Source organism: Luteimonas sp. GW821-FHT14E02, from assembly GCF_058803905.1.
This window is the reverse complement of sequence record NZ_JBXAPK010000003.1, coordinates 236536-248762: the sequence shown is the minus strand read 5'-3', so window position 1 is coordinate 248762 and position 12227 is coordinate 236536. Positions and strand designations below refer to the sequence as shown.

Sequence of the window (12227 nt, the reverse complement as noted above, 5' to 3'; positions counted from 1 at the left end):
GTTCCGGGTATGGATGGAGCATACATACTTTCATTTGCATACTCAATCGTTCATACTATGCGCGGTCCACCGCAAAAGCCCGTCGTCCATACGCGGACTTTCTTCCCCAAAGCGGATTCTTCAGACATCACCGCCAGGGCTCCCAGCCCCAGCCACCAGGAACAGTCCCATGCCCGCCCACGATTCCTTCTCTACCCGCACCCGCCTGGACGTCAACGGCAAGTCCTACACCTATTCCAGCCTCCCCAAGCTCGGCGAGCGCTTCGACATCGCCAAGCTGCCCTACTCGATGAAGATCCTGCTGGAGAACCTCCTGCGGCATGAGGATGGCGGCATCACCGTCGGCAAGGAGCACATCGAAGCGGTGGCGACCTGGGACGCGACCCGGGAGCCCGACACCGAGATCGCCTTCATGCCGGCGCGCGTGGTGCTGCAGGACTTCACCGGCGTGCCCTGCGTGGTCGATCTGGCGGCGATGCGCGACGCGGTGGTGAAGCTCGGCGGCAAGCCGGAGCAGATCAACCCGCTGATCCCGTCCGAACTGGTCATCGACCATTCGGTGCAGGTCGACGTGTTCGGCCGCCCCGACGCGCTGGATTTGAACGGCAAGATCGAGTTCGAGCGCAACAAGGAGCGCTACGGCTTCCTGCGCTGGGGCCAGAAGGCGTTCGAGAACTTCAAGGTGGTGCCGCCGAACACCGGCATCGTGCATCAGGTGAACCTGGAGAACCTCGCCCGCGTGGTGATGGAGCGCGAGGTCGATGGTGAAACCCTCGTGTTCCCGGACACCGTGTTCGGCACCGACAGCCACACCACCATGATCAACGGCATCGGCGTGCTCGGCTGGGGCGTGGGCGGTATCGAGGCCGAGGCCGCGATGCTGGGCCAGCCCTCCTCGATGCTGATCCCGCAGGTGGTGGGCTTCAAGCTCACCGGCCAGCTGCCCGAAGGCACCACCGCGACCGATCTCGTGCTGACCGTCACCCAGATGCTGCGCAAGCTCGGCGTGGTGGGCAAGTTCGTCGAGTTCTACGGCGACGGCCTGCAGCACCTGCCGCTGGCCGATCGCGCCACCATCGCCAACATGGCACCCGAGTACGGCGCCACCTGCGGCATCTTCCCGATCGATGCCGAATCGCTGACCTACCTGCGCCTGTCCGGCCGCTCGGAGGAACAGATCGCGCTGGTCGAGGCCTACGCCAAGGCGCAGGGCCTGTGGCACGACGCGCAATCGCCGCATGCCGTGTATTCGGCCACACTCGAACTCAACCTGGGTGACGTCAAGCCCTCGCTCGCCGGCCCCAAGCGCCCGCAGGACCGCGTACTGCTGGAAGACGTGCACAGCAACTTCAACGACAGCCTCGGCCCGCTGATCGCCAACCGCAAGACCAACGGCAGCGTCGCCCGTCTCGACTCGGAAGGCGGCGATCAGCCGCAGGCGGAACACCTCGCCGCCGCGCCGGTCTCCAGGATCCGCATCAACGATCAGGACGCCGAGCTGTCCGACGGCTCGGTGGTGATCGCCGCGATCACCTCCTGCACCAACACGTCGAACCCGGCGGTGATGCTCGGCGCCGGCCTGCTGGCGCGCAACGCGGTCAAGCTCGGCCTGAAGGCCAAGCCTTGGGTGAAGACCTCGCTCGGGCCGGGTTCGCTGGTGGTGACCGATTATCTGAAGAAGGCCGGCGTACTCAGCGATCTGGAGAAGCTCGGCTTCTACGTGGTCGGCTACGGCTGCACCACCTGCATCGGCAACTCCGGCCCGCTGCCGGACGAAGTGTCCAAGGGCATCGCCGAGAACGAACTGGTCGTGGCGTCGGTGCTGTCGGGCAACCGCAACTTCGAAGGCCGCGTGCATCCGGAAGTGAAGGCGAACTACCTCGCCTCGCCGCCGCTGGTCGTGGCCTACGCCATCGCCGGCACGGTGAACATCGACCTGACCACGCAGCCGATCGGCCACGACAGCGAAGGCAAGGACGTCTACCTGCGCGACATCTGGCCGTCCAACAAGGAAATCGGCGACGCCATCGCCGCCACCGTCGGTCCGGAACTGTTCGCGCAGAACTACGCCGACGTGTTCAAGGGCGACACCCGCTGGAACCAGATCGCCTCGCCCGACGGCCAGGCCTACCAGTGGGACGGCGACTCCACCTACATCAAGAACCCGCCCTACTTCGACGGCATGACCATGGCGGTCGGCACGATCGACGACATCCACGGCGCCCGCGTGCTGGGGCTGTTCGGCGACTCGATCACCACCGACCACATCTCGCCGGCCGGCAACATCAAGAAGGATTCGCCGGCGGGCCGCTTCCTGCAGGCGCGCGGCGTACAGCCTGCCGACTTCAACAGCTACGGCTCGCGTCGCGGCAACGATGACGTGATGGTGCGCGGCACCTTCGCCAACATCCGCATCAAGAACCTGATGTTCGGCGGCGAGGAAGGCGGCAACACGCTGTATTTTGGTAAGCACGCCGACGCCAAGAGCGGCGCGGCTCCGGAAAAGCTGGCGATCTACGACGCCGCCGTGAAGTACAAGGCCGACGGCACGCCGCTGGTGGTGCTGGCTGGCAAGGAGTACGGCACCGGCTCCTCGCGCGACTGGGCCGCCAAGGGCACCAACCTGCTCGGCGTGAAGGCCGTGATCGCGGAAAGTTTCGAGCGTATCCATCGTTCGAACCTGGTCGGCATGGGCGTGCTGCCCTGCCGCTTCCGCAACGGCGAGAACGCGCAGAGCCTGGGGCTGGACGGTTCGGAAGTCTTCGACGTCACCGGCCTGCAGAAGGGCGCCTCGAAGACGGCCACCGTCACCGCCACCAAGGCCGACGGCAGCAAGAAGAGCTTCGAGGTCGACGTGCTGCTGCTGACGCCCAAGGAAGTCGAGTATTTCCGCAACGGCGGCCTGCTGCAGTACGTGCTGCGTCAGCTGGCGGCGAAGAAGGCGGCCTGATCAAGGGTTGCCCGGCTTCAGGTCATCTGACTCGCTTTTCGAGATCCCCGCGCAAGCGGGGATTTCGCTTTCAGGAAGCAGCGTTTTAATCCGGGATATTCCCGGGCGGGATATCTTCCCAAATTGGCAGTTTATGCCCTTGGTTGTCGGCTACCGGCATTACTTCAGGTGGCCAATTGCAGCGCAGCAATGCTGCACAAAAACACGCGCTTGCTCCCCCCTAGAGCCTATGCTCCAATCCAATCAAAGACGCCACCCCCACGGGCGCCCCGCCAACCACGCATATATGGAGAGAGCTGCATGACCCTCGATCGTCCCTGGCTGAGCAGTTATCCCGCGGGGGTTCCAGCCGAAATCGACGTCAACGAGTTCCACTCGGTCCCCGCCATCCTGCAGAAGACCATCGAGCGCTATCGCGATCGTCCGGCGTTCTCCAACATGGGCAAGCGGATCACCTACGCGGAGCTCGATGCGCTGAGCAAACGCTTCGCGGCCTATCTGCTCGGCGAGTTGAAACTCAAGAAAGGCGATCGCGTCGCCATCATGATGCCGAACTGCCTGCAGTATCCGATCGCGACATTCGGCGTGCTGCGCGCGGGCCTGACCGTGGTCAACACCAACCCGATGTACACGGTGCGCGAACTCAAGCACCAGCTCGCCGATTCCGGCGCGAGCGTGGTGCTGGTGCTGGACAACTTCGGCAACACCGTACAGCAGGCGATTGCCGGCACGCAGGTGAAACAGGTGATCACCACCGGGCTCGGCGACCTGCTCGGTCTGAAAGGCGCGCTGGTCAATTTCGTCCTGAAGTACGTCAAGAAAATGGTGCCGGATTACGACATCCCCGGCGCCGTTCGTTTCAACGATGCGCTCACGCTCGGACAGCGCCATGTCCTGCCCGACATCGAAATCGACCACGAGGACATCGCCTTTCTGCAATACACCGGCGGCACCACCGGCGTCGCCAAGGGCGCGATGCTCACCCACCGCAATCTCGTCGCCAACATGCAGCAGGCTTCGGCCTGGGTGAGCACGGTCGCGAAGCCTGGCGATGAAACCATCATCACCGCGCTGCCGCTGTATCACATCTTCGCGCTCACAGCGAACGGCCTGGTGTTCATGAAGCTCGGCGGCTTGAACATCCTCATCACCAACCCGCGCGACATGCCGGGATTCGTGAAGGAACTCAAGCGCGAGCCGTTCACCGCCATCACCGGCGTCAACACGCTGTTCAACGGCCTGCTCAACACGCCCGGTTTCAGCGACATCGATTTCTCGCGGCTGCGTCTCACCCTCGGCGGTGGCATGGCCGTGCAGCGCGCGGTCGCCGAACGCTGGAAAAAGGTCACTGGCGTGACCCTGGTCGAAGCCTATGGCTTGACCGAAACATCCCCCGCCGCCTGCATGAATCCGATGGACCTGACCGACTACAACGGTTCGATCGGTTTGCCGGTGCCTTCCACCGACGCCTGCGTCAAGGATGAGGAAAATCGAATCCTGGCGACCGGGGAAGTCGGCGAGCTGTGCATCAAGGGCCCGCAGGTGATGAAGGGTTATTGGAATCGCCCGGAAGAAACCGCGCAGGTCATCGATGCCGATGGCTGGCTGCACACCGGCGACATGGCGCGCATGGACGAAAAGGGTTTCTTCTATATCGTCGACCGCAAGAAGGACATGATCCTGGTCTCCGGCTTCAACGTGTATCCGAACGAGGTCGAGGATGTGATCGCGCTGATGCCGGGCGTTCTGGAAGTGGCCGCCGTCGGCGTGCCCGACGAGAAATCCGGCGAGGCGGTCAAGGTGGTCATCGTCAAAAAGGACCCCAACCTCACCGCCGACCAGGTCAAGGCGCATGCCCGCGAAAATCTGACGGGCTACAAGCATCCAAAATATGTGGAATTCCGCACGGAGTTGCCGAAGACCAATGTCGGCAAGATTTTGCGGCGCGAACTCAGAGAATCTTCGCCGTCCTGAAGCGAATATCTCCACCCGTCCAAACACAAGCCCCTTTCGAGGGGCTTCTTTTTTATCGAAAGTTCAGGTGTAGCATCCTCGAGAAATGGGAATCAGCCCGTTTTCATCCCGCCACGGACGGCCCACCCCCGAGGACATCGCAATGACCAACGTAGAAAAACTTCTCCGTACCCGCACTTTTCCCACGATACGGGTCGAATCCGATCCTGCCGAAACCGCGCATTGGCTGTACATGCACACCAATATCAGCCAGAGCGCCCGCCCGTGTTTCCGTACCGATCTGCTCGAAGATATTTGGAGTTTCATGACCTCCATCACACTTCGTGACAGCCAGCGTCAGCCCGGCAAGCTGCGCCACTTTGTGCTCGCCTCCGATGCCGCGGCCTTCAACCTCGGCGGCGATCTGGAGCTGTTTGCCAACCTGATCCGCAAGAACGACCGTGCGCAGCTGCTGGCCTATGCGCGTCGCTGCATCGACGGCGTCTATCAGCTGCACTCCGGCATGGGCGGCGACATCCGCAGCATCGCGCTGATCCAGGGCGATGCGCTGGGCGGCGGCCTGGAGATGGCGCTGGCCTGCCACACGATCGTCGCCGAGGAAGGCGTCGGCATGGGCCTGCCCGAAGTGCTGTTCGGCTTGTTCCCGGGCATGGGGGCCTACTCGTTCCTGTGCAAGCGCGTCAGCCCGCAGCTGGCGGAGAAGATCATCCTCGAAGGCAACATCTACAGCAGCGAGGAAATGCATCGCATGGGCGTCGTCGACATCCTCGTGCCGAAGGGCCAGGGCGAGGCCGCGGTGGAAGACCTGATCCGCCAGCAGCAGCGTGCGCCCTACGCGCACCTGGCCATGAACACGGTGCGCAACATCGCCCGTCCGGTCGGTTACGACGAGCTGATGGGCATCACCGAGGTGTGGGTCGATACGGCACTGGCGCTGACCGAGCGCTCGTTGCGCATGATGGAACGCATCGTGCGCGCGCAATCGCGTCGCAACGAAATGGAAGCCAGCGAAGCTTTGCGCTAATGGACTAGTGCTGGGGGCGGCCACCGTCGCGCGCGGGCCTGTTGCGGACGCGCGCGTCGAGGGCGTTACGCCCAACCGTGAACTGTTCGTGCAGGCGGCTCAGGCGAGCTTTCCATTCGCGCCGCACCTGCCATTCGGCCAACCGCATGACCTCGCCGCATGCATTGCTGAGTCCGACCAACCCGATATTGCTGGCGACGCCCTTGAGCGCATGCGCATGATCGCGCAACGCGGCCCAGTCCATGCTCGTCGCCGCCTGTTCGATGCCGGCCAGGCAGGCGTCGGCATCCTTGAGGCATTGCCGCACGAATTCGGATTCGAACGCCTCGCCCATGCCGAGGGCCGATAGTTCGTCCAGCACCGCCGGATCGAAGATATCGTCGGCGGTGGGACTGCTTTGATTGCGTGGAGCGTTCGTCGTGGCCGCCGGGGTGACCGGATTGCTCGAACGGCGCGGCAGCGCGACCGATCCGGGCTGCGCCAGTTCCGCCAGCAGGTCGAGCAGTTTCTCTGTCGAGACCGGCTTGGCGAGGAAGGCGCGGGCCCCTGCCCGTTCGCAATCGGCGATGGATTTCGGCGTTACGTCCGCGCTCAGCACAAGTACCGGCGTCTGCTTGCGGCCGGCCTCGATCACGCGCAGATGTCGCAGCAGGTCCAGCCCGCTCAAGCCGGGCATGTGCAGATCGACGATCACCGCGTCGTATTCGCTGATCTCCATCGCGTCGAGCACGGCGTCGCCGCCCTCGACCGTCACCACGTTGTGGCCGGCCTTCTGCAGCAGGCGTTCGAGCACCATCCTGTTCGCGGCGTGATCGTCCGCGATGAGGATCTGCATGTTGCGGACACGCGCGCGATGGCGCAGGAAGGGATCATCGAAGGAGATGATGTTCTCCATCGACGGCCGCTGCGCGGCGGCGACGTCCTCGGCGGTCACCACTTCCTCGAACGGCAACTCCACCCAGAAGCGGCTGCCGACGTTTTCCTTGCTTTCGAATCCGATCGTGCCGCCCATCGCCTCGGCCAGCCCCTTGGCGATGGTGGTGCCCAGACCCGAGCCGCCGTAATCGCGCGACAGCGTGCCGTCGCCTTGCTCGAAGGCCTGGAACAGGCGCGCATGGGCGGACTCCGGAACCCCGATCCCGGTATCGGTGACGGTGAAGCGCAGCCACACGCGACCATCGCGCCTGTCGAGCTGGGACACGTCCAGCCGCACCGAACCGTGCTGCGTGAACTTCACCGCATTGCCTGCCAGATTGAGCATCACCTGGCGCAGGTGCGAAACATCGCCGCGCAAGCGATCGTGGGTGCCGCTGCCGATGTTCGATGCGTAGACCAGGTTCTTGGCTTTGGCCGACGGTTGCAGGATCAGGTCGATGCCGTTGAGCACCTCGCGCAGTGAGAACTCGCCGACGGTGACCTTGAGCTTGCCCGCCTCGATCGCGGAAATGTCGAGCACGTCCTCGACCAGTGCGAGCAGGCTGCGCGTGGACGCCTGCATGGTGGCCAGATACTCACGCTGTTCCGCGTCGAGATTGGTTGTGGCCAACAATTGCGACACGCCCGACAGGCCGTTGAGCGGCGTGCGGAATTCATGGCTCATGTTGGCCAGGAACATGCTCTTGGCCTGGTTCGCGCGCCTGGCCTCGTCGCGGGCGCGGGTCAACGCCCGCAGCAGACCGGACAGATAGGACGGCACCGCGATCAATCCAACCAGCAATCCGATGCCGACGCTGGAGTTGTGGCGCCAGTAAGGCGTGAACACCAGGACGGCGCCGAAGCTGACCGCGGCCATGGCGATGGCGCCGAACAGATAGCGGTTGCCGAAGCGCAGACCATTCCCGATCGTCACCCACATGATGATGATGTAGAACCAGCCCAGCGGTTCGCCCATCCGGACCATCGCGACCGCCATCAGGCCGTAGTCGGACACCATGCCGATGACGCGGCGGACGTGCGACACGCCCGGACGCATGATGATGCCGACGATCAGGCCGATTCCGACCATGAACCCCGTGGCCACGAACAGCAGCACGTCCCGGAAGGCCGGACTGAGATGGGTGTCGGTGGCCAGCATCCACAACAGGTACACCAGCACCACGGTGATCACCGCGATCCGTACCAGCGCCTGCCCATGCTCGCTGTCCGGGCGGTTCGAGAAGCGCGATTTCAGCCAGGGCAGAAAGCGGGTCATCACACGATCATTGCAGCTTCGGGAGTGATATGAACGACTCGGAAGTGCGTTCGCAGATCGCCAGCAGGCGCTGACGGTTGCGCAACAGCGCGTCCACACAGCGTGGATCGAACAGTTTGCCGCGTTGCTGCGAAAGATAGCTCAGTGCTTCGTCGATGGCCCATGCATCCTTATAAGGACGTTTCGAGATCAGGGCATCGAACACATCGGCGACCGCGACGATCCTGGCTTCGATCGGGATCTGCTCGCCGGACAGCCCGTCCGGATACCCACTGCCATCGTAACGTTCCTGATGTCGCAGCGCGATGATGGCGCTGACCTGGATGAAGCGATTCTGGCTGCCGTTCAGCAGTTCATAACCGATCTGCGGGTGCTTGCGCATGATCGTGATTTCTTCCTCGGTCAGCGGGCCGGGCTTCATCAGCACTGCGTCCGGGATCGCGATCTTGCCGATATCGTGCAGGGGCGCGGCGAGTTCGATCATGCGCACCTCGTCCTCGAACAGCCCCATCTCCTCGGCGACCAGGCCCGCGACCTGCGCAAGGCGCTCGAGGTTGGCGCTGGTGCCGGCGTCGCGATAGGCGATGGCGCGGGCCAGCCGGGTCAAGGTCTCGCGTTCGCGCTCCTCGACTTCATGCATGCTGGCCAGCAGGCGTTGTTCGAGGGAGAGCGCGCGTTGCTTCACCGATTCCGACTGCTGCCTCAGCTGCAGCAGATTGCGGCAACGCGCACGCAGTTCGCGCGGCCGCACCGGCTTGACCAGGAAATCGATGACGCCGGCATCCAGGGCGGCCTGGCGGATCGGCTCGTCGCCGACCACCGTCACCAGCACGATCGGGACGTCGCGATGCAGCAGCGGACGGCGGAAGCGGCGCGCGAATTCGAGGCCGTCCATGCCGGGCATGCGATAGTCGAGCAGCAGCAAGTCGGGGCGATTGCCCTCGCACCAGCGCAGCGCCGCTTGCGGATCGCCGAAGTCATGGACCTCGAGTTCCGGGCTGATATCCTCGAGGATGTGCCGCAGCATCGTGCGCGCGGACGTTTGGTCATCGACGATGACGATATTCACTGATGATCCTGCCCCGCTTGATGAGGGTCATTTCCCCGATCCAAACGTCGACATACTCGCCCGTTTTAACAGAAGCAGGCAAGTGCTGAACCCGTGTTGATCGCCCCGGATGCCGATCCCCGAAGGCTCGGCATCAGCGGCTGGAGTACATGGTCACAATTTGACAGCGGGTGCCATGTACGGAAGCTGTCGCAACGATCAGTTCGCAGCTTCTGGACGCATGTAGGGGAACAACAACACGTCGCGGATCGACGCTGAATCCGTGAACAGCATGACCAGCCGGTCGATTCCCACGCCGAGACCACCCGTCGGCGGCAGGCCGACCTCGAGCGCGCGGATGTAGTCGGCGTCGTAGTGCATCGCCTCGTCGTCGCCGCTGGCCTTGGCCTCGACCTGGGCACGGAAACGAGCCGCCTGATCTTCCGGGTCGTTCAACTCGGAGAACCCGTTGGCCAGTTCCTTGCCGCCGACGAACAGCTCGAAACGGTCGGTGATGCCGGGCTCGCTGTCGGACTCGCGTGCCAGCGGCGAGACTTCCACCGGGTAATGGGTGATGAAGGTCGGTTGGATCAACCCGGCTTCGACTGTCTTCTCGAAGATCTCCAGCAGCAGCTTGCCCCATCCATACGAAGGCTTGACCGGAATCTTCAACGCTTCGCAATGCCGCGCCAGCGCCTCGCGATCACGGCAGTCGGCCGCGCTGATCTGCGGATTGAGTTCGCGCACGGCTTCTTCCAGCTTCCAGCGCCGGAACGCGGGGCCGACGTCGATGGCATTGCCTTCCCATTGCAGCGCGGTCGTGCCGAGTGTCTGCAGCGCCACGTCGCGGATCATCGATTCGGTGAGATCCATCACTTCCGTATAGGTCGCATAGGCCTCGTACAACTCGAGCATCGTGAACTCGGGGTTGTGGCGCGTGCTGACACCTTCGTTGCGGAAGTTGCGGTTGATCTCGTACACGCGCTCGAAGCCGCCGACGACCAGGCGCTTCAGATACAGCTCCGGCGCGACGCGCAGATACAGATCCAGGCCCAGCGCGTTGTGATGCGTGGTGAACGGCTTGGCAGTGGCGCCGCCGACGATGTAATGCATCATCGGGGTCTCCACTTCCAGGAAGCGGCGCGCATCGAGCCACTGGCGGATCGCGGCGATGATGCGCGAACGCTTGAAGAACACGTCACGCGCTTCCGGCGTCACGATCAGGTCGACGTAGCGCTGGCGATAGCGCTGCTCGACATCGGACAGGCCATGCCACTTGTCCGGCAATGGCCGCAGCGACTTGGTGAGCAGACGCAGCTTGTCCACCTTGACCGACAGCTCGCCGGTCTTGGTGCGCATCGGTGTCCCTTCGGCACCGACGATGTCGCCGATGTCCCAGCCCTTGAACGCGTCGTACTGCTCGCCGAGCGCGGTGGATTGCAGGAACAGCTGGATGCGTCCGCTCACATCCTGGATCTGCGCGAACGCGGCCTTGCCCATCACGCGCTTGGCGAGCAGGCGGCCGGCGATGGTGACACGGCGTCCGGTGGCTTCCAGGGCTTCGCCGGTCCACTGCTCGGCATCGGCATAGTCGGCCTGCAGGTCGCCCGCGTGGTCGACGCGGCGGAAATCGTTCGGGAAGGCGATGCCCTGCTCCCGGATCGCTTTGAGCTTGTGGCGGCGCTCGGCGATCAGGGCGTTTTCGTCAGGCGGCAGGGTCTCGTCGGTCATAGGGTCTGGTGAATGGCGTTTGTGGAAAGTCGGCGGAGACGCGGGCTGTTGCGGAGGAACCCGCATGCTCGGATTAGACAGCGTCGGAGCGTTTGGAACCAGCCTCCAGGCCGGATTTCAGGCTCGCCTCGACGAACTCGTCCAGATCGCCGTCGAGCACCTTCTGGGTATCGGTGCGCTCCACGCCCGTGCGCAGGTCCTTGATGCGGCTCTGGTCGAGCACGTAGTTGCGGATCTGGCTGCCCCAGCCGATGTCGGACTTGGTGGCTTCCAGCGCGTCCTTTTCGGCGTTGCGCTTCTGGATTTCCATCTCGTACAACTTGGCCGCCAGCATCTTCATGGCACGGTCGCGGTTGGCGTGCTGGCTGCGCTCGGTCTGGCAGGCCACCACTATTCCGCTGGGCACGTGGGTGATGCGCACCGCCGACTCGGTCTTGTTGACGTGCTGGCCGCCGGCGCCGGAGGAACGGTAGACGTCGGTCTTCAGATCGGCCGGATTGATGTCGATGTCGATGTTGTCATCGACTTCCGGAGAGACGAACACCGAAGTGAACGAGGTATGGCGCCGGTTGTCCGAATCGAAGGGCGACTTGCGCACCAGCCGGTGCACGCCGATCTCGGTTTTCAGCCAACCGTAGGCGAACTCGCCCTCCACGCGGAAGGTCGCGGACTTGATGCCGGCGACATCGCCGCCGCTCACTTCCAGCAGCTCGGTCTTCCACCCGCGGCTCTCGGCCCAGCGCAGGTACATGCGCAGCAGCATTTCCGCCCAGTCCTGCGCCTCGGTGCCGCCGGCGCCGGCCTGGATGTCGACGAAGGCGTTGGCCGAGTCCATTTCGCCGGAGAACATGCGCTGGAATTCCAGCTTGTCGACGTGGACGGCATAGCGCTCCACATCCTCGACCACCGCGTTGGCGGTGTCGTCATCGTTCTCGGCTTCGGCGAGGTCGAGCAGTTCGGCGGCGCCGTCGAGCCCTTCGATCAGCGAACGGATGCCATTGACGGTCTTGTCGAGCATGGAACGTTCGCGGCCGAGCGACTGCGCGCGTTCGGGATCGTTCCAGACATCGGGATGTTCCAGTTCGCGCTCGACTTCTTCCAAACGTTCGCGCTTGGCGTCGTAGTCAAAGATACCCCCTGAGCGCGACCAGCCGCCCGGTGAGATCGGCGATGCGCTGACGGATAGGATTGAGTTCGATCATGGCGATGGATTAAGCCGGTGTGAAAAAGACTTGAAATTGTAGCTCAATCGAGAAAACAACGAAGTCACGAAATCAACACTGCGGCATCGAAACGGTAGGGAGCAATA

Annotated in this window: 7 protein-coding genes; 3 read left to right on the top strand and 4 right to left on the bottom strand. The window is 63.6% G+C overall.

Going from position 1 to position 12227, the window contains the following annotated elements; all coding sequences use genetic code 11:
- Positions 1–13: 13 nt before the first annotated feature.
- From acnA to AC1RNP_RS06745, 3 genes are all read left to right on the top strand, one after another.
- Positions 14–2950, top strand: a complete 2937-nt coding sequence (gene acnA / locus AC1RNP_RS06755) for an aconitate hydratase AcnA (RefSeq protein WP_493050496.1) — start codon at positions 14–16, stop codon at positions 2948–2950.
- A 300-nt stretch (positions 2951–3250) separates the two neighbouring features.
- The gene (locus tag AC1RNP_RS06750) at positions 3251–4924 is read left to right on the top strand and encodes a long-chain fatty acid--CoA ligase (RefSeq protein WP_493050495.1); all 1674 of its coding nucleotides are present in this window, start codon (positions 3251–3253) and stop codon (positions 4922–4924) included.
- Between the two features lie 142 nt (positions 4925–5066).
- Positions 5067–5948 carry a crotonase/enoyl-CoA hydratase family protein gene (locus AC1RNP_RS06745; RefSeq protein WP_493050494.1) on the top strand — a complete coding sequence of 294 codons (882 nt, stop codon included), beginning with the start codon at positions 5067–5069 and terminating at the stop codon, positions 5946–5948.
- A 4-nt stretch (positions 5949–5952) separates the two neighbouring features.
- On the opposite strand, the gene AC1RNP_RS06740 is transcribed toward AC1RNP_RS06745, so the two are convergent.
- The 4 genes from AC1RNP_RS06740 to prfB all read right to left on the bottom strand — a co-directional run bounded on the left by AC1RNP_RS06740 (position 5953) and on the right by prfB (position 12120).
- On the bottom strand, positions 5953–8139 hold the full coding sequence (locus tag AC1RNP_RS06740; RefSeq protein WP_493050493.1) for an ATP-binding protein: 2187 nt from the start codon (positions 8137–8139) through the stop codon (positions 5953–5955).
- A gap of 7 nt (positions 8140–8146) precedes the next feature.
- Positions 8147–9208: an HD domain-containing phosphohydrolase gene (locus tag AC1RNP_RS06735; protein ID WP_226468326.1), complete on the bottom strand. Its 1062-nt coding sequence runs from the start codon at positions 9206–9208 to the stop codon at positions 8147–8149.
- 198 nt (positions 9209–9406) lie between these two features.
- Positions 9407–10918 carry a lysine--tRNA ligase gene (gene lysS, locus AC1RNP_RS06730; RefSeq protein ID WP_493050492.1) on the bottom strand — a complete coding sequence of 504 codons (1512 nt, stop codon included), beginning with the start codon at positions 10916–10918 and terminating at the stop codon, positions 9407–9409.
- Between the two features lie 73 nt (positions 10919–10991).
- Positions 10992–12120 (bottom strand): peptide chain release factor 2 gene (gene prfB, locus AC1RNP_RS06725; protein ID WP_493050491.1). Its coding sequence is split into 2 segments (ribosomal slippage): positions 10992–12044 and positions 12046–12120, totalling 1128 coding nucleotides; the frame shifts between segments, so codons are not numbered across the junction.
- Positions 12121–12227: the final 107 nt, after the last annotated feature.

What these genes read in the sequence shown, in the direction of transcription:
- acnA (WP_493050496.1), top strand. Translation starts at nt 14, where the DNA reads ATGGAGCATACATACTTTCATTTGCATACTCAATCGTTCATACTATGC.
- AC1RNP_RS06740 (WP_493050493.1), bottom strand. Translation starts at nt 8,139, where the DNA reads ATGACCCGCTTTCTGCCCTGGCTGAAATCGCGCTTCTCGAACCGCCCG.
- AC1RNP_RS06750 (WP_493050495.1), top strand. Translation starts at nt 3,251, where the DNA reads ATGACCCTCGATCGTCCCTGGCTGAGCAGTTATCCCGCGGGGGTTCCA.
- lysS (WP_493050492.1), bottom strand. Translation starts at nt 10,918, where the DNA reads ATGACCGACGAGACCCTGCCGCCTGACGAAAACGCCCTGATCGCCGAG.
- AC1RNP_RS06745 (WP_493050494.1), top strand. Translation starts at nt 5,067, where the DNA reads ATGACCAACGTAGAAAAACTTCTCCGTACCCGCACTTTTCCCACGATA.